Raw genomic sequence first — 24869 nt, 5'->3', positions numbered from 1 at the left:
ACCTTTATAAAGGTTTCCTTTTTTATTACATCGCCTGAGACGTATCTTTAGGAGGTGCAGCCGTTTTGTTTCGGTGATAGATAGCATTAATCTCTCCTCCAATGACGAGAATTAACCCCGTTAAAAATAGCCAAAGCATCAGAACAATTACGCCTCCTAAGCTTCCATAAGTAGCAGAATAATTGCCAAAGTTGCTTACGTAAAATGAGAACCCTAAAGATGTCAGCTGCCATAGCAGCGTAGCAGCGAGTGCTCCGGGCCATACGTGAGCAAAAGGAAATGTTTTGTTTGGCGCTAATCTGTATAATACGGATAAAACAAGTACCATAATGCCGACACCAACAATCCAGCGCAGAATATTTAAAACCACTGTTGTACCTGAAGGAAGAGAAAACCATTCGCTTATCCAATTTAACAAAATCCCTCCGAACACTGGTAAAAGAAGCGATACAACAATTGTTACAATTAATCCAATTGTTAAAAGAATGGACAAGCCTCTTACTTTAATAAACGAGCGCTGTTCTTTCACGTCGTAGGCTTGGTTCATTGCACGAATAAAGGCGTTCATACCGTTTGAAGCGGACCAAATGGTTCCTAAAATCCCTACAGTCAGTAACCCGCCGTTTGGTTGGCTTACAAATTGAGCTACGTTATCCTTAAAGATTGCAGCCGTTTCTCCCGGCATAACGCTTTGAAGAAGATCGATTGCCTCTGCCGGTTTAATAGATAGATACGGAACAATCGATATCAGTAAAATAAGCATAGGGAATAATGATAGCATATAATAATAGGCTTGCTCAGCCGCTAGTCCCGTTGCTTGGTCTTCTTGAATTTCTTTACCAAGACTTTTTCCGAATGATAATAGCTTTTTCATGATAAACCTCTACTTTCTCTTTTTTTGTTCTTTTCCCATTTTATGCACTTTTCAACCTTGAAAGTGGAGAATTTCGAGCAAAATCTCAAATCAAGCGACCATGAGAAAGTAGAATGATGTTTCCTACACAAAAAAAGTTCCGGCTCAAAAGAGCCAGAACTTTTCATCAAAGTATTTATGTAGAGCAGACTAGCGAATGTGTCCTTGTGCACCGCTTAATTGCTGCTGCGCCATTGCAACAAGATGCTTCGTCATTTCTCCACCAACAGAACCATTTGCACGAGCCGTCTGCTCAGCGCCAAGCTGAACGTTAAGTCTTCCCGCGATTTCCGTTTTTAACTGATCAAGAAGCTGTTCAGCACCTTGAACTAAAATAGGATTACGATTTGCCATGTTTATCACTCCTTTCCTTCAACAGCTTATATAGGTTAATGTTCCTTTCACTTGAAATTTTATACAACATCCTTCAAAAAAAAAGATCCCTGGCTATCGCCGAGATCTTTTTTTCTTTTTAAGCTTTTCTACACTCGTTCAAGAGGCATTGTGCAGCAGCGGAAAGAACCGCCGGACTTAATAATTTCAGATATATCAACTTCAATCACTTTATAGCCTCGTTTCCTTAACTCTTCATTCACTTCTGTATTTATTGGCAGACTGATCACCCGTTGATTACCGATGGATAATACATTGGTTCCCATCGTAAACTGCTCTTCTTTTGTTACTTCAATTAAGTCATATTTCATGCGAAGTAAATTTAATTCTTTCTCATGTAAAGCGGGTGAAAATACAAGCGCTTCTGTAGGTGATAAAATATTTAACACACAATCAAGATGAAGATAAGACCGATCAATAGGAATCGGAACAACCTCATACGCTGGAAGCAGCTCTTGGATATGCTCCACGCCTTCTTTACTTGTACGGTCGCTGAGTGCAATAAAAATAGCTTGTCCATCAATCAGCACATCTCCACCTTCAATGGAGTGGTCCGGTACCTGATGGAAAGGAATACCTTGCTGCTGCAGCCAATCGGCTAGCACTTGTTCTTCTCCGCTTCGAATTTCGCTGCCCATTTTCGTGACAATAACGGTATCTCCGAGCGTATAGCCAATATCCCGTGTAAATACTTGTTCTGGAAATGGCTCTTGTGCAGATAGTCCGATGACTTCAATCCCTTCTTTTTGAAGACATTCGACAAATTGACGGTGCTGCTTTGAAGCTAAGCTCTCATCAATGTTTTCGTCCGCATAATGCTTTTGTGTTTCATTAATAATTTCTTCAATTTTCATATATGTAGGTGGACAAACGACCACACGTTTTAATGTATCATACTCATTTTTACATCCATAACTATTCGTCATTTTAGCTGGCTGTTTCATTTGCATCTTTTTAAATCCCCCTTCGTGCATTTATGTACAGTGTTCCCTAAATCGCCTGAAACATAAACACGATTTTGCTAAGGAAACACCCCTGCGCATCTATCTGAAAAGCTTTTTCAGGCAAGAAAAACAAAAAAACACAATACTTCTTCTAATTACAATAACTGTTAGTATAAAATAGTCTAGTAACTGTACAAAAAATTGGAGGTTAATATGAATAAAATAGCGAACGCATTATATGCGGGCAGAAAAATTTTATTACTACTGTGGGTCATCCTAATTGTCGGATTTGGCTTTTATGCGGCTAAGCTTCCTTCTGTGCTTGGAGGAAACGGATTTGAAATGAAAGGAATGTATAAAGATACCGAGCAGCTTTTAGTTAATAAATTTGATGTTAGCGAAGCTCAGATCATCGTTTTGTTTGAAAAAAAAGACGGAGTTTCTGACTCGAAATTCCAGCAAACGATCGCTCAGTATATGCAAAAAGCAAAGGACAAATCAGACGCGTCGAAAGTTGACATACCAACGGCTTCTAACAAGATGATAAAAGGAAGCACAGCGTATGGAATTATCCACTTTAATCACGATGATGGAACGATGGATAAACGAGTGGAAAAGATCAGAACTCTTTCATCTGAAGAAAAAGAAGTTAGTGTAAAATTAACCGGTGGTCCTATTATTGAAAAAGATATGAATACAGCAAGCCAAGCAGATTTAGCAAAAGCAGAAGCCATTGGTATTCCTGTTGCTTTAGTTGTGCTTCTTCTAGCTTTTGGCGGCGTGGTAGCCGCTGCAATTCCTCTTATGATAGGAATTGTAACCGTCGTTACCACCATGGGCGTTGTCTATTTCTTTCATCCGTACACAGAGCTGTCCATCTTCATTTTAAACGTGATTCCAATGATTGGATTAGCTCTTAGTATTGACTTTGCCCTTTTATTTATTAATCGCTTTAAAGAAGAAATTCAAACGAAATCGGTAGAACAAGCAATCAAAATCACCATTCAAACAGCGGGACGCTCAGTCATCTTCTCCGGATTATGCGTATTTATTGGATTAGCGGGAATGCTGTTTATTCAAGTTGATATTTTTCAAAACGTCGCTCTTGGAGGAATGGCTGTTGTTTTTATTGCTGTGTTTTCAGCTCTTACGCTGCTTCCTTCCATACTGGCTATACTAGGTACACGCATCAATCGTTTACGCATCTTAAAAATCAGTGAACAAGGCGGTCAATCTAGGTGGCGTTCATTCGCTACATTTGTCATGAAAAAGCCTGTAGCTATGACGATTGTTTCTCTTATTATTCTGTTAGTAGCACTTATTCCCGTTCGAGACATGCATCTAGAAATACCGTCTTCAGAAGCACTGCCAACAAAATACGAGTCTCGTCAAGCTTTTGACACGTATAACGATACGTTTATAAATAAAAACACGGCAGACGTTTATTTTGTGTTAGAAGCTAAGCAAGATATGCTGAAGGAAAAGCCTTTAACAAATGCCTTTACTTTTATAAAACAATTAAAAGAAGATTCGTTAGTTAAGCAAGTTGATTCTATTTCTACCGCTTTAAACGTAAAATCCAGTGATCAGCTTCAAGCTATGCTGAACAACCCGCAGATAAGCGCGCAGACAAAGCCAGCTGTAGATTCGTTTATTAACGAACATTATATGCTCATAAAAGCTACGCTAGATACAGACCAAAATTCAGATCAAGCAAAAGATTTTGTTCGAAAATGGAAAGAGAAACGTTCACCTTTCACCGTTCATATTGGCGGCTATCCAAAATTCGAACAAGAAATATTTGATGAAATTTATGAAAAGGCGCCTTATGGCCTGGCTCTTGTTTTATTTTCAACGTATGTCATTTTAATGATTGCTTTTCGTTCCGTCCTGATTCCTTTAAAAGCTATCATTATGAATATTTTAAGCTTAACAGCTACGTTTGGTTTACTTGTATGGCTGTTTCAAAATGGACATCTAGGTCTTACCCAATCCAATATCGCTTTAGTGCTGCCGGTCTTTGTTTTCGGCCTTGTATTTGGGCTTAGCATGGACTACGAAGTCTTTTTGATTTCACGCATTCACGAAGTGTATCATCAAACGAAGGATAACAATGTAGCAACGGTAGAAGGCCTAGCTTCCACTAGTAAAATCATTACGAGCGCTGCTTTAATCATGATTGTCATTACAGGAGCCTTTGCTTTTACAGACGTAACGCCTGTTAAACAAATGGGTGTAGGAATTGCCTTAGCTATATTTATCGATGCAACGATTGTCAGAATGCTTCTTGTCCCTTCTCTTATGAAATTACTTGGAGATGCCAACTGGTGGTTTTTCACTAAAAAAAGCGATAAGTCCAGTTCCAACGAACAGGTAAAATCATGATAAAAAAACCCGCTCAAGTGAGCGGGTTTTTCATTGAAGATTTCTTTATCGACTTAATTTAGCAAAAGCGATAATGCCTTCTTCATCGTCTAATTCCAGTTCTAGTCCTGCTGCGTATGGGTCTACGTTCATTTCCGTATCCAGCCAATAGCGCAGGGCTTCGATAATGTTCAAAGTAATATGAACCTGTTTACGATCATGCACGTATGACTCTGCTGAAAAACCGTAGTCATCATCATACATTAGCTCAATCTCTACTTCTTGAGGCTGAACTTGTTTTTTTTCTGCGATATACAAACACATCGCATTGATAATATCTTGTTCAGAAATTTTTATTGTCTCCAAGATTTCACTTCCTCATTTTTACGCTTGTTGCTACGTACGCTTTGGAATAACTTTACTACAAGAAGAATTAAAGCGACAATCACAAGCATATTTACCATAAAGCCTAAAATTGGGCCTAATGGTCCTAAACTAGATAATAAGCTTCCAAATAATAAGCCCGCAATTCCTCCCATTAAAAGACCTTTCATTAAGCCGCCGCGCTTTGAACCAGCTGCTGTACTTTTAGATGATGAGTTTTTAGACGTATTGTTTTGCTTAACCGAATTACTGTTATTGTTTTTAAATAAGCTTGATTGGTTATTGCTTCCGCTGTCAAAAGAGCGCTTTCCTGATTTATACCCTTTTGCACTTGCTACGTTTGAACCGTCATGAATAAGTGATCCACCGACTGGTGAAAACACAACCGCTAATGCGATAAATGCGGCCAATAATTTTTTTACCATTGCTTTCCCTCCACTAAATGACTAACGTCACATATGTTTTTTCATATATGATTTCCATATATGTTCCTACGTTTCATCATACCAAAAGGTTTCACTTTTTTATATAAAAATGCATAAAGCTCCATTAAATGTTCACAGGATTAAACATTTAGACGCGTTTCATATGGATATAAGACCCTTTTATGTACACATCAGTGAAATTTATAAAACTAACAAAGACTCTTCATCTTCGTTAACGCTTATTTTACACTTCGCCCAGCATATTACTTTCGCAGAGTTCTGTAGCAAGTCCCCTCTTTTAAAAATACCTTTATACGCTCCCTTCGCTTCTATTGGTGGTAATAAAGGAGATATGAGTTTACATGACGAATACCATACAGGAAACAGCGTCTCAGTATAGTACAATGCATCGAAAAATGGTTCTGAACACCTTTAATATTCCACGTTTGTAGTCGATTCGTAGTCAAATGTTATCTACTCCCCCTTTCATAAATAAGAGCTTTCTCTTATATGAATATGTATAGATAAACTAAAGTTACAAAGGAGAGATATGATGTTGAATGAACAGCTCCCATTATCAACAGCAAATTTATCAGATGCAATGGAAGGTGCCAACCACTTAGACTTTTCTATTAAGCCCTTGCAGCGTCATTACAAACTATTCGGGCCGGCTCTTACCATAGATACGCCCGCTGGCAATAATTACTCAGTGCTTGAAGCGATTCGACTAGCGGAGCCGGGAAGTGTGCTCGTTATTGATGGTAAAAGCTACTGTAACCGTGCCTTAGCAGGAGATTTCGTAGTAGCCATGGCGAAGCTTGTTGGAATAAGCGGTATTGTACTAGATGGGGTTATACGAGATCAAGAAGACATCGAAAAGCTCGATTTCCCCGTATTTTGTAAGGGCTCTACGATCGCAGCAAGCAGCAAAAAAGAAAAAGGAAAGGTAAACGAGATCATTTCCTGCGGGGGCGTAAAAATCCGTCCTGGGGACTTTATTGCAGGTGATGACGGTGGAGTGATTGTCATTCCCAAGGAGCAAGCCGAAGAAGTATTAGCAAAAGCACGAGAAAAATGGCAAAAAGATAAAGACCGAGAGAACGAAGTATTAATTAGCAAAGAAACGGTATATACCTATTTAGATAAAGCCCTAAAATAAAAGACCTCCGCTTGGAGGTCTTTTATTTGTCATATTGTAAAAATTCTAATCGATTTCCAAACGGGTCATGGACAAAAAAACGCTCTCTCCCTGCAATAGGCTCTTCTTCAGAAAGAACGCAGCCCGAATGTGCCAATTTACGTCTAAGCGTCTTGATATCTTCCACGACAAAAGCTGGATGCGCTTTTTTAGCAGGTATGTAGTCATCTTGAATACTGATATGCACTTCTTGAGTCCCACATTGAAACCATATGCCGCCTCTGTGCCTTAAATTTTCCGGCTTAAGAACAGTTTTCATTCCTAAAAGATTCTCATAAAAATTTCTTGCTTCTTGCTCGCATCCTTCTGGACCAAGAAGCTGAACATGATCAATTCCCAGAAACATCCACAAACCCCTTTCAAAAACGTCTTCCTAAAAGTTATTAATCAATGACTCTAGGATTATGAATAACCTGCAGCTCTTTTACAGCTTGCTTCATTTCGCTTTTGCAAATTGGACAAGTTGGCTGATCTCCGCTTTTAAAGTTATCTCGAACCCAACAATTACACGTATCTGATGTACATTCCCAAACTTTTGTTTCTTCAATAACAGCCGGCTCTAAATTTTTACGATTATACATACACATCGTCTCCTTTAAACAGTACTTTTTAAGTGGATAATAAATGAAGATTAACTTAGCGTGTAAATGCGGTAAATGGTGCAAGATAAAGTGATACTATACATCCGTAAATCAATCTTTGAGGAATAATACGGCGTCTTGAAAGACTAAAATAAAAATGAAGTTATAACAAAGCAGATAGCAGTTGCTTTTCTTAAAACAACGGGATAGTCTGAAAAGAACAAAAATGAAGATCACAAAAATTATATATTTTACTATTATAACAGAGTTTATAATTTTTTACAAATCAGCTTCCATTTACTTGTTTTGCTTTTCATAAAAAAAAAGCGAGCACATGATTAGGCTCGCTTTTGATTTCTTATCGAGTTTGTCCGTTTCCACTCATAATATATTTAATTGTCGTAAGTGCAGGAAGTCCCATTGGACCACGTGCATGAAGCTTTTGAGTTGAAATCCCAATTTCAGCTCCAAATCCTAAAGCTCCTCCGTCAGTAAAGCGCGTAGATGCATTATGATACAGTGCGGCTGCATCAACTAATGACATAAAGCGTGAAACGGCTTGTTCATCTTCTGAAATGATGGCTTCGGAGTGTTTTGTTCCATATGTTTCAATATGGTCAATCGCTTCATCCACACTCTCTACTACTTTCATCGCAATTGCTAAGCGTAAATACTCTTCGGCCCAGTCTTTTTCAGCCGCTGGTTTTGCTCCAGGAATTTCACCTACTGTCGCTTTGTCACCATATACTTCAATACTATGATCGTTGAATGCTTGAATCAATTCATCTTTATGAGAATCGAGCCAGTTTTTGTGTACAAGAACCGTTTCTGCTGCGTTACACACCGCTGGTCGATCTGTTTTTGCATTAATTAAAATCGGAATGGCCTTCTTAACGTCAGCTTTTTCATCGATGTAAATATGACAGTTTCCGACTCCCGTTTCTAACACGGGAACGGTTGCGTTATTGACGACCGCTTGAATCAATGAAGCCCCTCCGCGCGGAATCAGCACGTCAATATGCTCTTTCATTGTAAATAATTCTTGCGTAGCCGCACGATCTGTACTTGAAATAAACTGTACCGCTTCTTTAGGAATTGGCGTTTCATCAAGAGCTTTATGAATAATGTCCACGATAGCTTGGTTAGATGAAATAGCTGAAGAGCCGCCTTTTAACACAATAGCATTTCCAGATTTCAACGCTAGCCCTGTTGCATCTACCGTTACGTTTGGACGTGCTTCATAAATCATTCCGATCACGCCAAGAGGCACCCGTACTTGCTTTACATCTAGACCGTTATCCAATGTCCAGCTTGATAAAATATCGCCTGTTGGATCATCTAGCTCAGCAACTTCACGAAGGCCGTTTGCAAATTCTTTTACACGTTCCGCTGAAAGAGCAAGGCGGTCCATAAGCGCTTCGTCAAAACCTTTTTCTTTCCCGTTTTTTAAGTCTACTTCATTTGCTTTTAAAATATACTCCGTGTTGCTTTCAAGTGTAGAAGCAATCGTTAACAGCGCATCGTTCTTTTGCTTTGTTGTTAGTAAACTTAATTGCTTAGCTGCTTTTTTTGCTGAAATAGCTTGTTCTTCTACTGAATACGTTTCATTTGTTTGTAACACCAAATCACTCCTGGATTCGTTTTAGTTTTGTTTGATTTTAAAGTGTGAGGCATAAGAGGTAAATGCAATCATGCAAAGAAAAGGAAGGGCTCCTTTTCTTTACAGCATGTTTGCTTACAAACCGACCGGTACTGGAATTTCTAAGTGACACACTAGACCTTCGCTGTCAACAATCGGTTGATCAATTGGCTCATTCAGTGCAAGTTCATCAGATGAATAATTTGTCACGCCAAGAGCCAGCTCATTGTCATCTTTATCTAGAATACGTACAACTGCTCGTTCACTAAAGTGGCCTTTAATATATTTAACATGCTCGCGAAGTAAAGGCTCTTTATCTTCAATAATTGCACGTTTCGCGGCATCTTCGACTACTATTTCCCCTTCAGGACCAGAGTTAAACGCAATCCACTGCTTTTTCTGATTAAGGTTCGCAGAATCATCTTCAGATTCAAAATACGTTCCTGTTGCATCTCCGTCAACCGCTTGTGTTAAAATGTTTGGCACGCCAGCTCTTCCTAAAAATGCTGGAATTCCTGACGCCATAGCGATTTTGAACGCGTCAATTTTCGAGCGCATGCCGCCTGTTCCAACTGAACTTCCTGAATCTCCTGCAGATTCTTCGATGTCTTGCGTGATTTCCCCTACGTGAGGAACTAATTTTGCATTTGGATCCTGACGAGGGTCTGCGCTGTATAAGCCATCGATATCCGATAAAATAATAAGCAGGTCGGAATCCACTAGTCCAGCAACTTTAGCTGAAAGTGTATCATTGTCGCCAAATTTTAATCGATTGATGGTTACCGTGTCGTTTTCATTGACAATTGGTACGATGCCACGTTCTAACAGCACATTAATTGTATTTCGTGCATTGTTGTAACGATTTTCGTCTGAAAAATCGTCTCTCGTAATTAAGATTTGAGAAGCAACGTATCCATGTGATAGAAACAGTTCTGAATAAGCCTCCATTAACAGTCCTTGACCAATTGAGGCAGCTGCTTGTTTTTCAGGTAAAGAGCTAGGTCGCTCTAAGCAGCCAAGCTTGCGGTATCCTGCAGCTACAGCTCCTGATGAAACCAATAGCACTTCATGACCGCTGTCTTTTAAGTCTACGACTTGATCCACAAGGCGCTCGAGCTTCCGTCTGCTGATTTCACCGTGTGAACTTGTTAATGAACTACTTCCAATTTTAATTACAACCCGCTTCTTATTGTCGGGACTCATCAAATCACTCCTAGTGTGTTCTGTATGTTTTCTTGTTTATGATTATTTTTTTGTGGTGAGGAATTCACGAAGAAGATAAGTGACGAATTAATTAGTACTTGCCACTTTTTGTAGTTGAGCACTCATTTCTTTTGAACGCTTTGATGCTCCTTTGACTGCTTGCATCATTGCTTCTCCGCCGCCGTGTTTAGCTAAGGCGTCTAAACCAGCTGCTGTTGTACCGTTTGGAGACGTCACATTTTCACGAAGCTCCGTCGGCGTTTCATCTCTTTCCATCATCATTCTTGCTGCACCGTAAATGGTTTGGGCGCCAATTTCACGTGCTAGCTCAGGATCGAGACCTTCTTCTTTAGCTGCTTTTTCGATATGCTCCATAAGGAAATAAAAATAAGCGGGTCCACTTCCGGCAATTCCTGTGAAAATGTCCATTTGAGGCTCATCAATCACGTACACTTTTCCGATTGCAGAAAGCAGCTCTTTTGCTGTTAGCACAGCATCCATTGCAGCATATTGACCTGGAGATATAGCCGTTGCTGATTGCTGAATCATACTTGATGTATTCGGCATCACTCGAATGACCTGCTGTTCATCATGCAATAACTCTTCCATGTAAGAAGATGAAATCCCTGCAAGAACAGATAGGACAAGCTGGTCTTTGTTGATTTGAGGCTTTAATTCGTTTAATGCCTCTTCAGCGCCTTTTGGCTTCATCGCTAGAATAAAAACGTCAATGTCATCTGTTTTCAGCTCGCTGCGCTTTACTGCTTTGATACCATATCTATTTTCAAGTTCGTGCAGTCGCGCATCATTGCTGCGATTTGTTACGATAATATTTTCAGCAGGTAATTTCTTTGCATTGACCATACCAGAAATCATCGCTTCTGCCATTGATCCAGCACCTAAAAAAGCAACTTTTTGTTTTTGATCCATCAAATCTCCCCTGTCATTTGTTCGTATTTTTGTTCTCGTTTCTTTCAACGGTTCCTATAGTAACATGCTGAAAAAGAGTGTCAAGTTGAATTTAACCGGTTTTTTCCTCCTTGAGCGTATAACCTTATGCGCATGTAAGCGTAAACAAAACTTTTTTAAATATTTTTTTCTGCAAAAAAAAACGATTTTTTTTATAAAAATACGTTTATATAAGGAAAATCGGGGCATACTATATAGTTTGGACTTTAAAATTTTTTTGCGAAAAATAGAGGAATTTTGAAAACGTTATTTGAACAATATAATAGGTTTGCTAAAATGAACCTATGTACCGGCATCTTGGTTTTTTTTGAAAAATTTACTTTTGATGTAAACCACGCTGTGCTGTCGACATTAAAATAAACAAAACGACATACAATCTAGGAAGTGTCGAAACATTATTGGAGGTTCTATTATGAAGAACAACTCGTTTTCTACAGTTCCATCGTCTTCAGAAGGAATAGAGAAACAGGATTTACACGTTGTGGGAATTGGCGCTTCTGCCGGAGGGTTAGAAGCTATTGAGCAGTTTTTCGCTAATATGCCTTCACCAAATGGAATGGCGTTTATTATTGTACAGCACCTTTCCTCTAAATATAAAAGTTTTATGCCAGAACTTTTAGCAAAAAAAACAGGAATGAATATCAAACTGACACAAGACGGGATGACTTTACAAGAAGACACAATTTATTTAAATCCTCCCCATCATTATGTGACCGTTGTGGATCATACTCTTCGCCTTCGTCCTTATGAAGAAAATGATCAGGTAAAGTATCCGATTGACGCCTTTTTTCATTCTCTGGCCGCTGCAAAAAAACACCGGTGCACAGCCATTATTTTATCGGGAAAAGGAAATGATGGAACAGGAGGAGCAAAAACGATAAGAGAGTATGGCGGAACTGTACTTGTACAAGATGAGAGCACAGCAAAGTACAGAGATATGCCCCTAAGCGCTATTGATGCACACCTTGCTGATTATATTCTTTCTCCTGCTGATATGCCTGACCTTGTGCAAACGCATGTCAGCCAAACTGAATTTACATATAACGAAGAAACGCTGCAATACATTTATTCATTAATAAAGAAGAAAACTGGCATCGACTTCTCTATGTACAAAAAAAATACGGTGCTGCGACGACTTGAAAAAAGAATGGCTTTACTCGATCCGCCCTCTCAAACGATGGAAGAGTACCGGGACTATTTATGTAAGGAAGCCGAAGAAATCGTCGAACTGCAGCGAGACCTGCTGATTGGAGTGACGCAATTTCTTAGAGATAAAGAAGCATTCTCTATTATTGAAGAACAAGTCATCCCTCAATTAGTTGAAAGAAAGATTCATAGCCAAGAAGATGAAATCCGCATCTGGGTAGCAGGTTGTTCTACTGGTCAAGAAGCATATACATTAGCTATTTTGCTTCATGACTATTTATCAACAATCAACCGTTATTTCGATGTCCGAATCTTTGCTACGGACATCGATCGTCATGCAATCAAAAGAGCGAGTCAAGGCATTTATGAAGAAGCGGAAGTTCATTCCTTCTCAGCAGCTCAGATTAATGAATATTTTGAGCAAACAAAACACGGTGGTTATCAAGTTAAAAAAACAATCCGTAAAATGATTGTTTTTGCCCCGCATAATATAGGAAAAGACTCGCCTTTTGTAAACGTTGATTTAATCAGCTGTCGAAATATGATGATTTACTTCCAAGCTGAACTGCAACAGCGCATTCTGTCTCTTTTTCATTTTTCTTTGACAGAAGAAGGCGTACTTTTTTTAGGCCCTAGTGAAACAACGGGAAATTTGTCTGATTTGTTCCGCCCTATCAACAGTAAGTGGAAAATATTTAAACGTTCGGGGCAGCCCAGCCGACAAATTACAGGAGCTTTTAATCTTTCAAAATCCAGCTTGCATGAAGGTGATTTTTCTAGCGTACCGCTGCCAAGTCAACTTTATAAGCCTCTTCCTTCGCTTAAATTGGATGAGATGTATCAGTCAATGATTGATCATTTTATGAGCCCTTGTCTTGTATTAAATGAATACAACGAAGTGATATTTTGTTCAAAAGAAGCAACTCAGCTTATTAACGTTCCTGTGGGGAAGATTAATTATACCATTTTCAAAATGGTTCCCGTTCATGTCTCTTTAGCCATTGGAGCAGCTATTAAACGCGTAAAAGAGCAAGGTATGAGCGTATGCTGTCAGCACATTGAATTTGTCATAAACAACGTGCAGCGCCGTTTTAATATTACGATATCTGCCCTTCCAACAAATCACTCTCTTTACTTACTTATGTTTGATGAACAGACAGATAGTGCCATTATTGATAAGGAAGAGCCCATGTTTCTTAATCAAACAAGCTCTATTAGTGAGCTTGTAGTAGATTTAGAGCAAGAGCTTCATTACACACAGCAGCATTTGCAAACGACGATTGAAGAGCTAGAAACAGCAAATGAGGAGCTAAAGTCCACGAACGAAGAACTGATTGCTTCCAACGAAGAGCTGCAGTCCACAAATGAGGAATTGCAGTCTGTTAATGAAGAGTTAATTAGTGTTAACAACCAGTACGAGCGAAAGATTGAAGAATTAACGGACTTAAACAACGATATTGATAATTTATTAATCAGTACAACTATTGCTACCATCTTTTTAGACGAGCAGCTGAATATTAAATTATTTACGCCGGAAACGAAAACAGTAATCAACGTTCTTCATCAAGATATCGGAAGACCTTTCTTTCATATTTCGCATAACTTTAGATATGACCATCTAATTGAGGACGCAATGCACGTTTTAAGAACAAATAACACCCTTCAAAAAGAAATTCAAAGCTACGATAACCAATGGTATAGCATGAAAATGATGCCTTATCGTACGAATGAGAATTTAATTAACGGTGTAGTTATTACGTTTATTAATATTACAGAAATTAAACGTTCAAATGAAGAATTGGCTATTACATCATTTGCAGTAGCTCACAGTCCTACGGGCATTTTTATTACCGATCATCAAGGTAAAATTAAGTACATTAATCAAAAATTCATGGAGCAAAAGCATGCGCCGCAAGAAGTATTTGGGCTACACCTCTACGACTTATATACAAAAAAGCTAGGCGTTAAAAGATTCCCTAAGATTTGGAATGAAGTATATAGAGGAGAAAAATGGAACGGAGAAATTTCCTACGTTCAAGAAGACGGAGAAACCGTTTGGGAACAGTTAGCCTTAATGCCTGTTAAAAATGATCAGGATGAAATCATCCATTACATTGGTTTAAGTGAAGACATTTCACAGCGCAAACAGTCGGAAATGATGCTCAAAAATTCAGAGATGCTGTCAGCACTTGGACAGCTGGCTGCCGGCATTGCCCATGAAATACGAAACCCTCTTACATCATTAAAGGGCTTCTTACAGCTTATGATGCAAGAAGAAACGTACAAAAAAGAATATATGGATGTCATGATGTCCGAGTTTAACCGCTTAGAGCTGATTATTAGCGAACTGCTCATTCTAGCCAAACCCGAAGTCGTAAAATATGAAAATAAGCAGATAAATTTAATTCTTCAAGACGTATGTACACTGTTGCATACACAGGCCATTCTTAAAAACATTACTATTTCAACGGATTTTGAAGAAAAATTACCTGTTGTTCATTGTATTGAAAAAGATATGAAACAAGTATTTATCAACATGGTGAAAAATTCTATTGAAGCGATGGATGACCCCGGGTCTATTCTAGTGGTATCTAAATTTGATCCAGATACAAATCAAGTAGTCGTCCAAGTGATAGATGAAGGAAAAGGCATGCCGAAAGATCGATTAACACGAATTGGCGAGCCTTTCTATACAACAAAAGAAAAAGGAACAGGATTAGGATTGATGGTGAGTCATAAAATCATTAGTAATCATAAAGGAAGCATTTCGTATGATAGTGAAGAAGGCAAAGGAACAACGGTAGAAATCCGATTGCCGCTTTCTTAATGTACTTTGTTCTTCTGTCTTAAGCAGTCAAGCTCCTGATTAATTAAATCTTGAATGTCAAACAAATGTGTAGAGACCAATTCAATATACTCTCCTTTTCCTGCTTCAATTACGTCGGAGCGGATAATACTTAGGAGGTCTTGAATGGTTAGCACATTTGTTTTCATTTCTCGAAAATGACGCTGAAGATCAACTAGCTGCATTTTTTTCGCCGTTTCTACATCTGTTTCTCTGACCGAAAAACCTTGGTTCACTTGTGGTGAGTCTTGCATAAGTATAGAGCGAAACTGTTGAAGGGTTGATTGAACACTCATCATATGCTCATGAATAGGATAGCAGAAAACAGCATGCAGCGAATGGTACGCTTCAGGCTTAAAATGAAAATCAAAAAGAGCAACCGGGTTGGAAAACGTGCGCATATTTACTTCGATTTGCACTTCTTCCTTTCCCTGGAGTGCTCTTTTTACTTTTTCTTGGCTGTCTTCATCAACTAGATCTAAAAAGTTCTGAACAGGCGGGAAATTTTTCGTGACGCTTGGTGTAAATTCAATTATTTCGTTGTCTTTATTGAGTAAAAACATTGGAACCGGAATGTGTTGAATCGGCAAACTGATCATATTTCTTCCCCCATTACTAACATTTTATCTTGCGTCGAACTTTCTTTATTGTTGATTAGAAGCCAGTCTTTAAAAGCTTGAATACGATTAATGAATATAGTTTTTGAAGATCCTGAAGCCGATAAATCATGCGTGCTGAGAAGCCTGCTGCCCACTAATACAAGAGGACTTTGCGACATGCTTTCAATCTCAGCAATGTATTTTTGTAAATCAGGCAGCAAATGCACTTGTGAGACGGACAAACATACTACATCAGGATCCCATCTTTCAATACTTTTTAGAGCGAACGGCAGCGGCAAGTTTGCTCCTAAGTTTTTAACTTCCCATCCGTGTTCGCTCATAAGTCCTGCAATCATTTTAATGCCTAAGTAATGCTCTTCTCCTTCAATACAAAAAAGAAGTGCTCGATTACGCTGAAGCAATTGATGCTGTGATAGCTGAAAGCGAGTTAACACATAGTCACAGGTTGCAGTAGCCAAATGCTCGTCCGCGACTGAAATTTTATTTTCTTGCCACCTTTTCCCTATCTCATACATCGCTTCTGTCAGAAACGTATATACGTCAGTTGAAGAATGGCCTTCTTCTATATATATAGCAATGAGCAGCCAGCTTTTTTGAACGTCTCCTTCTAGCAAACAATCAGCTAAAGCCGCTACACTACGAGAGTAAACGATAAGATCACGCCCTTTTCCTAAAGTTACAATAGATCTCTAGGCAAAACTTCTTTTTTGCAAGATGGACAACATGCGTAGACGCCTTTATTTTCATCATACTCTACGTTCATCGGCTGCTTGCATGCTCTACATACAGCATGTACGTAGTTTAAATATTTTTCCACTAATAAACGTGTTGCCCCACTTGTTTTCCCGCAATAATAGCAAATAAACCTTACTTTTCCTTTTTTTGTTATCTCTACTTCTCGCATATGCTGACAGGATTCACAGCGATCCCAGCTACGAAGGTAATTACTCAAAGAATATTGTGGTTTATTTGTTTCTATATACATTTTTGTTTCTTGATTTCTTGTTTTATCTTCTGTAAAATCAATTGACCGAATAAGCTGTTTAGCGCCTAGCTTTGACTCAATTCTAGCTGCCATAAACGCTTCATTTTTTCCGCCGTAAGGCATATTGATCCATATAGTGGATTCATCGATGATAAGCAGTGACATCGGAACAGCAGATGAAATGACGTGAGCACCGTCAATTCGAACTTCTTTTGGTTCACGAGTAAGAACGGTCACTTCACCTTTAAATGAATGTAACATCTCCCGTATTTCTTGAGGAACAAGCGAAGCATAAGGAATACACAATAAAATCTGCTGCCGAGCTTGATATAAATCTTTTTTTAACTGACTGCTGTTCGATGGATGGTACCAAATCAATTTCCGATGCTGAATGACTTCTTTTAAAAATTGCTGAGGTTGGTATACTTTTTGATTTTCGTTAAAGTGGTTGACCAACTTCCAGAACGCTCGCTCCTTTGGTACACGCTGCTGGACAAACGACTCGTCTGAAAGCATCATAAATTTTCCTTTTGAACGCGTCACCGCTACATTTACCAATCGGTCGCTATTTTCATTTGTTAAAAGTAAACCTGGTTTTGACTGCGGCTTTGTATCGACCGTATCAAAAATCATGATATCTCGTTCCGCGCCTTGAAATTTGTGTACGGTTGCTGCGATTATATCGCTGGCTGGTTCAATATCTTGAAGAAATGCATTAATCAATTTAGCTTGAGACTTATAAGGAGTCACATAGCCAATAGTAGCCGAAGAAGCTTTGCGTGCCCGCAGTATCAAACTTACCGCCAAAACAGCTGTTATCACATTATAGCGTGAACCGGAAGCGACATCTCGCATAGCGGAAGAATGCAACTGACCAATGTTAAGCATAAGCGCTGCTTCATGAGCAAACGGCCGGCTGCTTGCTACTACTTCTCGACTTGTTGTGACAGATGGATGATCCCCTACTCGATTGCTGTAAATATAGCGATTTGTAAAAGCTGAGATATCTTTATGCATTCTTCTTTGCTTTTTCAACATAAAAAGATGCGGATGGATCTCACCGCTTTCTACTTGCTCTACAAGACCCGTCTGCTCAAATAAATCTCGCTGCAGCCACTTCTTCACTTCAGCATGAGAAGATTGAGATACCGGGGGAAGCTGTTTAAAATCGCCGCATACGACAATTCGTTTTCCTAACGTAGCTGCAAAAGCAATTTGCGGTGCATATGCCATGCTAATTTCGTCTACCACAACCATATCAAATTCACTTTGATAAAGTAATCGGTCAATAGCCGCTTTTGATAAAGTAGTGCCTACAATATACGCTTGATCAAAAACATTTTTCTCCGCTTCAATCCACTTGTTACGAAGGGCGTTTAGCTTTTTATTAACTTGCTGAAGCTGGTGAGCTCTATTGGGATACCTGCTTAAGTAAACTCGTTCTTCTTGCAAATCACGCATCTCCTGAGCTAAATCCGGATCATCTTCTCCAATGACTTCTTCTACTTTTATATTTTCTAAGCCGCTGCTTTTTGTTGCTCCGTATCGAATGAGTTTTCCTTTTTTCCAAGCTTCTTTCTTTTTTAACTGACGTGCAGTTTCTTGCAGCAAACCGTCCACCGCTGCATTACTGTGAGATAATAAAAGGACACGCTTTGATTTCCGGTAATAGCTTGCCGCGATTTTGGACAGCGTATATGTTTTCCCTGTTCCAGGAGGCCCCCAAATATAAGTAGTACGGTTATAACGCGCTCGCAGCAACACTTCATGAAGAGCGTTCTTAGACGTATACTCTTTATGGCGAACAGGACTATCGCCTCTCATAAGACGTTTGATTCTTACTATTTTTTGCTTATAGTCTTTTGCTTCCGTCAGTCTATCAATGAGCGCCTGCAATAATTCCCATGGTTCGTTATATATATCGAGTTCGTCTACTTCTTGTCCAATAAACGCATCTATTTTAAGGTACAAATCAAATCCTTCCGTTCCGATAACTTCTCCTTTACTTTCTTTATGCTGGTGGACAAGGCGTACCTGAGCTCCATCAAAAAGGTATAAATCGGCTGTGCGTTCAAATCGGTAAAGATACGCATCTCCCTGCTGCCCTAAGTACTCTCCTTTTCCTACCGTATACTTTTCTCCGCCGTGTTTCTTCATATAATTAATCTCAATTGAAAGTGCGCGCACCCATGCTTTTAAATATGAAGAGATAGAGCGTTTTTCCATAGATGTCTAACTCCCTTTTTATCCGTTCATTTCTAACTTGTCTATTCTATCATGTCATTTGAATATAGCATAGCTTCTTTCTTCTTCATTTTTATAAAAGCAGAATACCTTTTTTACTAGTCTATCTCTCCAGACAAATTAAGACTTTTTTCATCATAATCGTAAAAAAACTGCGTTTTTTCTATATTTTTAGACGTATTGTTACAAACTTGTAATATAAAACCTACCATTTTGTCATGAGTTTGTTACATATTGCTGATAGAATAAGAGACAACTATTGGAAATAAAGGAGAATTATTAGATGAAAAAACACATTTTTACATTAGGGGCCACAGCTTTAGTATCAATTGGAATTGCAGACGCAGCATCGGCTGACACAGACACGCATAAAGTAAAAGCTGGAGAAACGTTATTCAGCATCTCACAGCAGCATAATGTAACAGTTGAGGACTTAAAAAAGTGGAATGGTCTTTCTTCCACACTAATTTATGCAAACCAAACATTACAAATTGGATCTACATCTACTGACTCTTCATCTAGTTCAACTCCAACTACAACATCTTCAAATCATACATATACAGTAAAATCAGGTGACACGCTTTATCGTATCGCTAAAAACAACGGTACTTCTGTACAGCAGCTAAAAGAGTGGAATAACTTATCTAGTCATTTAATTTATGTGAATCAAGTATTAAAAATAAACGGAACAGGAACAGTTTCATCATCACCTTCAGCACCTGTACAAGAAAAAACAAACGAAACGCAGGCATCCCCGGCTCCTAGCAACAGTAAAAGTTATAAAGTTCAGCCTGGAGATACAATGTGGAGCGTAGCACAGCGACACGGCATTTCAATTTCTCAATTAAAACAGTGGAATAACTTATCGTCTAATACGATTTACATTAATCAAGTGCTACAAGTAGGCGGACAAGCTGCAGCTCAGGCGAAACCATCAACGCCATCACCTGCTACTCCTTCAACACCGTCGACTTCAACGCCGGCACCTGCTCCAGCGCAAGAAAGTAAGTCGGTTTCGAAAGAGATTACGGTTGAAGCAACAGCTTATACTGCTTACTGTGCGGGCTGCAGCGGAATCACTGCTACAGGCATCGACCTAAGGTCAAATCCTAATCGAAAAGTAATTGCAGTTGATCCTCGCGTGATTCCATTAGGTTCTCGCGTATACGTAGAAGGTTACGGAGAAGCAATTGCTGGAGATACTGGCGGTGCCATTAAAGGTACTCGCGTTGATTTATTTATGGCATCTCAAAGCTCAGCTTTAAATTGGGGACGCAAAACGGTAAAACTTCAAATTTTAGATTAATCATTAAAAGCAGAAGCGTGTTAGTCGCTTCTGCTTTTTAATTTCTTTTCAAACATAATCATATCGATAGCTTGCAGGCCATTCTCGTAAATCGGTGGAACGTACTGCAAAAAGAAATTCTTTTTGACACCGCTTTGATAAAAGCCTGCCTTTTTATAAAATGCTATGTTTTCAAGACTGGAGTCCGCTGTTCCTACAATCATTTTAGAATATTGGTTACGTTCATACAGTACTTCTAACTTTTTAATGACTTTGCTGCCGATTCCTTTTCCTCTGTATGCTTCTTTTAAACCGATATTCTTTACTTCTACTGCCGACTCCTCTTCATCGGTGAGGCACTGCACAACTCCTATCTCCTTCTTTTCATACACAATGGTAAATAAGGAACCTTCATTTATATACGACTTCACTACTTTTTCGTCTTCATCCCCTATTAATAGCAGGTTTAAATAGGAAGCGTGCCGGTCTTTATCAATTTCAATAAGTTCGATACTCATTTTCATCCTCCAAAAAATAAGTCAATAATATTGCTGCCTCTTGAAGATGATTTATTATATAGCTCTGAATACCCGCAGCTCGTGCAATATACCACAGTAAATTGATTGTGCTGAACGTCTAAGTATCTAGACAGCCCCGTTCCCGTTGTAGCAATTTCTTTTGTTTTTGCTTCTGTATGTCCGCATTTTACACAACCGTTTTTCCCCATTGCCATACTCCTTTACAAATAAAATAACTTCTTATTTATATAAACGGATATAAAAGGAAAAAGTTTCATTAAATTGATAAATAAAGGAAAGTAAGAAACCGCATCTCCAACAGAAGATGCGGTTTCTTACTTTTAATATCAACGAGATGACTGTGCACTCGATTTCTATAACAGCAATTCTCTTTTCATAATTTCAACGTTTTTCTGATGACATTGTGCCGTGAAATCAGATGGGAATGCCAATTTGTCGTTTAGCTTATCAAGCGCTTCTTTACTGTCTTCTTTCACTGCAGCTTGCAGTTCATCTAAATAAGAGCTGGCCATCTCCACTCGTCTTTGAATTTCAGCTCGGTGATGTGTCGTTTTTCCGTGTCCGGGAACTAGTGTTAGATTTTGGTACTTAGCTAAAATGTGTCGCGCAGTAGCAAGAGTGTCGCGGTAATCGTTTACACTTTCATATATGTACGGATATTCAAAGTCCGATAAATAATCCCCTGCGATCCATATTGAATTATCGACAATCATAAATAGTCCATCGTTTGTATGACCTTTTGCAAAATAACAGGTAATAGATGTTTCACCTAAGGTAATGTGCTGTTCATTTTCGGTTACCACAATATCCAGCTCCGGGAATATAATATCATGAGATCTTTTTATATAATAGTCATGATCAAACTGCTTAATCATTTGAACTTTTTCTTCTTTGTCCGGATGATTTTTTAAAAATTTGCTGCCGATAAAGGTGGCATTTAATTCTAAGAAAGCGCCATACCCAATGACATGATCAAAATCTCCGTGAGTAAAAAATACATACAGCTTGCGATGATTTAAGATCTCTTGAACATGCTGTTTAATTTCATTAATTTCGTGAGGAAGCCATGTTGGATCAACAACAATCACACAGTCTTTTGTTTCAATCACTGCAGATGTTGTTTGAAATAGCGCGCTTTCAAAAACCGTCATTTGCTCCGTTTTGTATTGAATCATAGAGAACAGCTCCTTATTTTTTCTATCACCCTTATTATAGCGGAAATAGAAAGATAAGGGCGCGTATGACGGTTTATAAAACGAAACTATGCAAGATGTGATAAAATGCGGAACCAGCCAAACAATGAAATCCAAATAGGAATACTAAATAAGGTTCCCCAAAATAAACCTTTCAAAAAGTTCCCTTGATTCATTCTGATATTCCTCACCTTCATCATATGTTGGTTCTTAGTCTAGCTCACCTTAATGAAATTTTAGTGAAAAATAAAAAAGAAGCAGCTGCTTCTTTTTTATTTATTATAAAATTGGTGGTCGTACTTAATTTTCGGCAACTCGCGTACTTCCTGCGACATTCCTGTTCCGCACATCGGACAGTTATAATCAACCGTAACAAAATCTTCTCTCATCCACCCATTACATGATTCAGATTGACACGCATATACAGTCGTATCCATCATTTGATCTACTTCTTCTTCTACGGCTTTTTTTGCAAAATACATGTGCACAGCTCCCTTTTTTTCTTAGTATATGTAAAATTCCCATTTTTTATTTACAGCTTGATCACTTTTTCATCCAGCGTTATTGGACACCCCTATTTAATTGTGTATAATTAAATAAAAAGCAATAGACTGGAGGCAACATGAATGGAACAACTTTATAAGCAGCTGCAGCTAGAAAATCAGCTTTGTTTCTCAATTTACGCCACGTCTCGAGAAATTACAAAGGTGTACAAGCCGCTGCTCGATAAATTAGGAGTAACCTATCCGCAGTATTTAGCCCTTCTTGTTTTATGGGAACATGAAACACTCAGCGTGAAAAAAATGGGCGAACTTCTGTATTTGGATTCAGGCACCCTTACTCCTATGCTAAAAAGAATGCAGGATCAAGAATTAGTGATTCGTGAACGTTCTCATGAAGATGAACGCGTTGTTTTTATTAGTTTAACCGAAAAAGGAAAAAAATTACGTGATAAAGCTTGTCATATTCCAGAAGAAGTTTTTAGCATGACAAATAAGTCACAGGGAGAATTAGAAAAGCTGAAAGAAACGCTGCAGGAGTTACTGAAATCACTGCATACGTACAATCAAAAATAGACCATATAAAATTGCACATAAAAAAAACGCCTGGATTTCAGAAAAATCCAAGCGTTTTTTTATTTACTCAACCGTTGTATTTAACGTTACGTTAACATTTCCGCGTGTTGCTTTAGAATACGGGCAGAATTGATGTGCATCTTCTACTAGCTTCTCAGCTACTTCTTGTGAAACGCCTTTAATATGAGCGTTTAACACCACGCCAATTTTGAATCCATCATCAGTGTGGTCTTTTAGTAGACTTACTTCTGCAGTAATAGACGAATCAATGTCTTTTTTTTGTTTTTTAGCGATTAAATTTAAAGCGCCGTCAAAACAAGCAGAATACCCTGCTGCAAACAGCTGCTCGGGATTTGTTCCTTCTTTTTTGTTATTTGGAGAAGGATTTACAAGGGTTAAATCAATAATACCATCATCTGATTTAACTCGACCATCTCGGCCTCCAACCGCTGTTGCTTTAGATGTAAATAGTGCGTCTGACATAAGATCACCTCATAGATTATTTTATGTAATTTCATTGCAGACAATTAAAAAAGTCGCAATCAAATTCATTTTGTAATCACTTTGATTACCGTGATAGTAATGTACTTCCCCTTCTATAATGAGTGTAAACCTATTATTTTATACAAAAAAAGAGAGTTACCTCTCTTCTTTTCCTCTTTGTTTTTTTAAACCGCTTTGAATAATGTTATCTCCATATTTTTCACGCAAACTTTCGACCGCTTTGTATAAAGGCTCTTTTTTTGCTTGTTCTCCGTATGTAAACAAATCCAACTGTTCTTCTTCTTGAAGCTGGTGACTCACTTGAAGAGCAGCTACGCCCAATAAACGAATCGGTTCTCCGTTCCAATGCTTTTGAAATAATACCGCACTGTAATGAAAAAGATCGTTTGGCTCGCTAATTGTTTTAGAAATAGTTTGGCTTCGAGTAATAGTTTTAAAATCACTATATCGTATCGTTAACTGAATCGTTTTGCTTACAACTTTTTTCGCTTTCATACGAGAACTCACTGAGTGCGATAGTTTATTTAAAATAGGCAGAACTTCATGTTCATCTACTGCATTTTGAGATAGCGTCGTAGAGTTTCCAATTGATTTAAACTGTGATTGGCGATCAGGGTTCACCTGTCGATCATCTTGGCCCCACGCTCGGTCTCTCATAACTTCTCCTTTTACTCCGAGAGTTTGTTTAAGAAGACCGGGAGCGGCATTTGCTAGATCACCGATCGTCACCACCTTAATCGCATTTAGCTTTTCAGCTGTCTTCTTACCGATTCCGTGCATTTCCTCTACGGCTTTTGGCCAAAGAACTGTTTGGACATCTCTTTTTCGAAGAACGGTAATTCCTAAAGGTTTTTGCATATCACTTGCCGTTTTGGCTAAAAATTTATTCGGTGCGATTCCAATTGACACAGGAATTTGCAGCGTCTGTATTAAATGCTGCTGAATGGACTTTGCTATGTCAAGAGGAGAGCCTAATTCAGCACAGTTTGTAATATCCAAATAGCCTTCATCAATTGAAGCGGGCTCTAAAAGAGGTGAAATGGTTACTAAATAATCAAACATGTTTTTGGACACTTGGCGATATAATGGAAAATTAGGCTTTATAACAACCAGCTCGGGGCATTTTCTTTTCGCTTCCCAAAGAGGCATAGGCGCATACACTCCGCGTTTACGAGCAATATAGTTACAGGTTACAACAATTCCTCTTCGTTCTTTTGGATTGCCAGCAATAGCAAGAGGCTTATCTTTGAGCGTATGATCATGTGCGGTTTCAACAGATGCATAAAAAGCATTAGCATCAATATGAAGAATAACTTTGCCGTTTTTAGGGTACATCATTTTCATACTATCACCTCTTTCTGTATAATTAATCCCCGAAAGAAGAACGTACATTCTTATTTATTATAACTCTTTTTTCCT

24 protein-coding genes are annotated in these 24869 nt (G+C 38.6%); 5 read left to right on the top strand and 19 right to left on the bottom strand.

Translation table 11 applies throughout. The annotated features are described in order from the left end of the window. Positions 1-25: 25 nt before the first annotated feature. The 3 genes from NST66_RS10070 to NST66_RS10060 all read right to left on the bottom strand — a co-directional run bounded on the left by NST66_RS10070 (position 26) and on the right by NST66_RS10060 (position 2256). A complete protein-coding gene (locus NST66_RS10070; RefSeq protein ID WP_325075494.1) occupies positions 26-874 on the bottom strand; it encodes a YihY/virulence factor BrkB family protein in 849 nt (282 codons plus the stop codon). A gap of 189 nt (positions 875-1063) precedes the next feature. Continuing rightward, entirely contained in the window at positions 1064-1267 is a 204-nt protein-coding gene (locus NST66_RS10065; RefSeq protein WP_013056997.1) for an alpha/beta-type small acid-soluble spore protein, read from the bottom strand. A 128-nt stretch (positions 1268-1395) separates the two neighbouring features. After that, positions 1396-2256: a dimethylarginine dimethylaminohydrolase family protein gene (locus NST66_RS10060; RefSeq protein WP_034266049.1), complete on the bottom strand. Its 861-nt coding sequence runs from the start codon at positions 2254-2256 to the stop codon at positions 1396-1398. 207 nt (positions 2257-2463) lie between these two features. Here NST66_RS10060 and NST66_RS10055 point away from each other — a divergent pair, with 207 nt between their 5' ends. After that, entirely contained in the window at positions 2464-4635 is a 2172-nt protein-coding gene (locus NST66_RS10055) for an MMPL family transporter (RefSeq protein ID WP_047750997.1), read from the top strand. Between the two features lie 45 nt (positions 4636-4680). Here NST66_RS10055 and NST66_RS10050 read toward each other — a convergent pair whose 3' ends face one another. Continuing rightward, positions 4681-4980: a YxcD family protein gene (locus NST66_RS10050; protein ID WP_014460159.1), complete on the bottom strand. Its 300-nt coding sequence runs from the start codon at positions 4978-4980 to the stop codon at positions 4681-4683. After that, positions 4968-5423: a hypothetical protein gene (locus NST66_RS10045; protein WP_033578944.1), complete on the bottom strand. Its 456-nt coding sequence runs from the start codon at positions 5421-5423 to the stop codon at positions 4968-4970. The genes NST66_RS10050 and NST66_RS10045 overlap by 13 nt, the downstream gene beginning before the upstream one ends. A 553-nt stretch (positions 5424-5976) precedes the next feature. Between NST66_RS10045 and NST66_RS10040 the strand changes: the two genes are divergently transcribed. After that, positions 5977-6582 (top strand): RraA family protein, encoded by a 606-nt coding sequence (locus NST66_RS10040; protein ID WP_155017240.1) that lies wholly within the window; start codon positions 5977-5979, stop codon positions 6580-6582. Between the two features lie 22 nt (positions 6583-6604). On the opposite strand, the gene NST66_RS10035 is transcribed toward NST66_RS10040, so the two are convergent. The 5 genes from NST66_RS10035 to proC form a co-directional block, all read right to left on the bottom strand. Beyond that, the gene (locus NST66_RS10035; protein WP_013056991.1) at positions 6605-6967 is read right to left on the bottom strand and encodes a VOC family protein; all 363 of its coding nucleotides are present in this window, start codon (positions 6965-6967) and stop codon (positions 6605-6607) included. 37 nt (positions 6968-7004) lie between these two features. Further along, positions 7005-7202 (bottom strand): cold-shock protein, encoded by a 198-nt coding sequence (locus tag NST66_RS10030; protein WP_013056990.1) that lies wholly within the window; start codon positions 7200-7202, stop codon positions 7005-7007. Positions 7203-7560: 358 nt separating this feature from the next. Beyond that, positions 7561-8823, bottom strand: a complete 1263-nt coding sequence (locus tag NST66_RS10025) for a glutamate-5-semialdehyde dehydrogenase (protein WP_028413397.1) — start codon at positions 8821-8823, stop codon at positions 7561-7563. 114 nt (positions 8824-8937) lie between these two features. Continuing rightward, positions 8938-10044 (bottom strand): glutamate 5-kinase, encoded by a 1107-nt coding sequence (proB, locus tag NST66_RS10020; RefSeq protein ID WP_028413398.1) that lies wholly within the window; start codon positions 10042-10044, stop codon positions 8938-8940. Positions 10045-10131: 87 nt separating this feature from the next. After that, on the bottom strand, positions 10132-10974 hold the full coding sequence (gene proC / locus NST66_RS10015) for a pyrroline-5-carboxylate reductase (RefSeq protein WP_028413399.1): 843 nt from the start codon (positions 10972-10974) through the stop codon (positions 10132-10134). A gap of 451 nt (positions 10975-11425) precedes the next feature. Here proC and NST66_RS10010 point away from each other — a divergent pair, with 451 nt between their 5' ends. Beyond that, a complete protein-coding gene (locus NST66_RS10010; protein WP_028413400.1) occupies positions 11426-14986 on the top strand; it encodes a CheR family methyltransferase in 3561 nt (1186 codons plus the stop codon). Here NST66_RS10010 and NST66_RS10005 read toward each other — a convergent pair. Genes NST66_RS10005 through NST66_RS09995 form a run of 3 tightly spaced genes read right to left on the bottom strand, consistent with a single transcriptional unit; the run spans position 14983 to position 18835 of the window. Next, the gene (locus NST66_RS10005) at positions 14983-15603 is read right to left on the bottom strand and encodes a hypothetical protein (protein WP_033578942.1); all 621 of its coding nucleotides are present in this window, start codon (positions 15601-15603) and stop codon (positions 14983-14985) included. The genes NST66_RS10010 and NST66_RS10005 overlap by 4 nt on opposite strands. Further along, the gene (locus NST66_RS10000) at positions 15600-16277 is read right to left on the bottom strand and encodes a cobalamin B12-binding domain-containing protein (RefSeq protein ID WP_340843765.1); all 678 of its coding nucleotides are present in this window, start codon (positions 16275-16277) and stop codon (positions 15600-15602) included. The genes NST66_RS10005 and NST66_RS10000 overlap by 4 nt, the downstream gene beginning before the upstream one ends. 23 nt (positions 16278-16300) lie before the next feature. Beyond that, positions 16301-18835, bottom strand: coding sequence for an AAA domain-containing protein (locus tag NST66_RS09995; protein WP_033578940.1), 2535 nt, complete (start codon positions 18833-18835; stop codon positions 16301-16303). A gap of 301 nt (positions 18836-19136) precedes the next feature. Between NST66_RS09995 and NST66_RS09990 the strand changes: the two genes are divergently transcribed. Further along, complete coding sequence (locus NST66_RS09990; protein ID WP_080754421.1) at positions 19137-20159, top strand: LysM peptidoglycan-binding and 3D domain-containing protein; 1023 nt, start codon at positions 19137-19139, stop codon at positions 20157-20159. Between the two features lie 20 nt (positions 20160-20179). On the opposite strand, the gene NST66_RS09985 is transcribed toward NST66_RS09990, so the two are convergent. The 4 genes from NST66_RS09985 to NST66_RS09970 all read right to left on the bottom strand — a co-directional run bounded on the left by NST66_RS09985 (position 20180) and on the right by NST66_RS09970 (position 22352). Continuing rightward, a complete protein-coding gene (locus tag NST66_RS09985; protein ID WP_340843294.1) occupies positions 20180-20656 on the bottom strand; it encodes a GNAT family N-acetyltransferase in 477 nt (158 codons plus the stop codon). A 2-nt stretch (positions 20657-20658) separates the two neighbouring features. Next, a complete protein-coding gene (locus NST66_RS09980; protein WP_016764047.1) occupies positions 20659-20865 on the bottom strand; it encodes a zinc ribbon domain-containing protein in 207 nt (68 codons plus the stop codon). Positions 20866-21030: 165 nt separating this feature from the next. Then, positions 21031-21852 carry an MBL fold metallo-hydrolase gene (locus tag NST66_RS09975; protein WP_033578938.1) on the bottom strand — a complete coding sequence of 274 codons (822 nt, stop codon included), beginning with the start codon at positions 21850-21852 and terminating at the stop codon, positions 21031-21033. A gap of 290 nt (positions 21853-22142) precedes the next feature. Next, positions 22143-22352 carry a cold-inducible protein YdjO-related protein gene (locus NST66_RS09970; protein WP_014460174.1) on the bottom strand — a complete coding sequence of 70 codons (210 nt, stop codon included), beginning with the start codon at positions 22350-22352 and terminating at the stop codon, positions 22143-22145. 144 nt (positions 22353-22496) lie between these two features. Here NST66_RS09970 and NST66_RS09965 point away from each other — a divergent pair, with 144 nt between their 5' ends. After that, positions 22497-22946 (top strand): MarR family winged helix-turn-helix transcriptional regulator, encoded by a 450-nt coding sequence (locus NST66_RS09965; protein ID WP_033578937.1) that lies wholly within the window; start codon positions 22497-22499, stop codon positions 22944-22946. 63 nt (positions 22947-23009) lie between these two features. Here the strand turns inward: NST66_RS09965 and NST66_RS09960 are convergent, their stop codons facing one another. Then, on the bottom strand, positions 23010-23429 hold the full coding sequence (locus NST66_RS09960; RefSeq protein ID WP_016764045.1) for an organic hydroperoxide resistance protein: 420 nt from the start codon (positions 23427-23429) through the stop codon (positions 23010-23012). Between the two features lie 156 nt (positions 23430-23585). Beyond that, entirely contained in the window at positions 23586-24794 is a 1209-nt protein-coding gene (locus tag NST66_RS09955; protein WP_033578936.1) for a DNA polymerase IV, read from the bottom strand. Positions 24795-24869: the final 75 nt, after the last annotated feature.

Origin of the sequence: Priestia sp. FSL W8-0524 (genome assembly GCF_038005965.1) — a bacterium.
Taxonomy (GTDB): Bacteria; Bacillota; Bacilli; order Bacillales; family Bacillaceae_H; genus Priestia; species Priestia zanthoxyli.
The sequence above is the reverse complement of the archived record's forward strand: the minus strand, read 5'-3'. Positions and strand labels throughout refer to the sequence as shown.

What these genes read in the sequence shown, in the direction of transcription:
- NST66_RS09975 (WP_033578938.1), bottom strand. Translation starts at nt 21,852, where the DNA reads ATGATTCAATACAAAACGGAGCAAATGACGGTTTTTGAAAGCGCGCTA.
- NST66_RS10060 (WP_034266049.1), bottom strand. Translation starts at nt 2,256, where the DNA reads ATGCAAATGAAACAGCCAGCTAAAATGACGAATAGTTATGGATGTAAA.
- NST66_RS09965 (WP_033578937.1), top strand. Translation starts at nt 22,497, where the DNA reads ATGGAACAACTTTATAAGCAGCTGCAGCTAGAAAATCAGCTTTGTTTC.
- proB (WP_028413398.1), bottom strand. Translation starts at nt 10,044, where the DNA reads ATGAGTCCCGACAATAAGAAGCGGGTTGTAATTAAAATTGGAAGTAGT.
- NST66_RS10055 (WP_047750997.1), top strand. Translation starts at nt 2,464, where the DNA reads ATGAATAAAATAGCGAACGCATTATATGCGGGCAGAAAAATTTTATTA.
- NST66_RS10005 (WP_033578942.1), bottom strand. Translation starts at nt 15,603, where the DNA reads ATGATCAGTTTGCCGATTCAACACATTCCGGTTCCAATGTTTTTACTC.
- NST66_RS10010 (WP_028413400.1), top strand. Translation starts at nt 11,426, where the DNA reads ATGAAGAACAACTCGTTTTCTACAGTTCCATCGTCTTCAGAAGGAATA.
- NST66_RS10030 (WP_013056990.1), bottom strand. Translation starts at nt 7,202, where the DNA reads ATGTATAATCGTAAAAATTTAGAGCCGGCTGTTATTGAAGAAACAAAA.
- NST66_RS10035 (WP_013056991.1), bottom strand. Translation starts at nt 6,967, where the DNA reads ATGTTTCTGGGAATTGATCATGTTCAGCTTCTTGGTCCAGAAGGATGC.
- NST66_RS09955 (WP_033578936.1), bottom strand. Translation starts at nt 24,794, where the DNA reads ATGAAAATGATGTACCCTAAAAACGGCAAAGTTATTCTTCATATTGAT.
- NST66_RS09985 (WP_340843294.1), bottom strand. Translation starts at nt 20,656, where the DNA reads ATGAGTATCGAACTTATTGAAATTGATAAAGACCGGCACGCTTCCTAT.
- proC (WP_028413399.1), bottom strand. Translation starts at nt 10,974, where the DNA reads ATGGATCAAAAACAAAAAGTTGCTTTTTTAGGTGCTGGATCAATGGCA.
- NST66_RS09990 (WP_080754421.1), top strand. Translation starts at nt 19,137, where the DNA reads ATGAAAAAACACATTTTTACATTAGGGGCCACAGCTTTAGTATCAATT.
- NST66_RS09970 (WP_014460174.1), bottom strand. Translation starts at nt 22,352, where the DNA reads ATGTATTTTGCAAAAAAAGCCGTAGAAGAAGAAGTAGATCAAATGATG.
- NST66_RS10045 (WP_033578944.1), bottom strand. Translation starts at nt 5,423, where the DNA reads ATGGTAAAAAAATTATTGGCCGCATTTATCGCATTAGCGGTTGTGTTT.
- NST66_RS10040 (WP_155017240.1), top strand. Translation starts at nt 5,977, where the DNA reads ATGTTGAATGAACAGCTCCCATTATCAACAGCAAATTTATCAGATGCA.
- NST66_RS09960 (WP_016764045.1), bottom strand. Translation starts at nt 23,429, where the DNA reads ATGTCAGACGCACTATTTACATCTAAAGCAACAGCGGTTGGAGGCCGA.
- NST66_RS10065 (WP_013056997.1), bottom strand. Translation starts at nt 1,267, where the DNA reads ATGGCAAATCGTAATCCTATTTTAGTTCAAGGTGCTGAACAGCTTCTT.
- NST66_RS09995 (WP_033578940.1), bottom strand. Translation starts at nt 18,835, where the DNA reads ATGGAAAAACGCTCTATCTCTTCATATTTAAAAGCATGGGTGCGCGCA.
- NST66_RS10070 (WP_325075494.1), bottom strand. Translation starts at nt 874, where the DNA reads ATGAAAAAGCTATTATCATTCGGAAAAAGTCTTGGTAAAGAAATTCAA.
- NST66_RS09980 (WP_016764047.1), bottom strand. Translation starts at nt 20,865, where the DNA reads ATGGGGAAAAACGGTTGTGTAAAATGCGGACATACAGAAGCAAAAACA.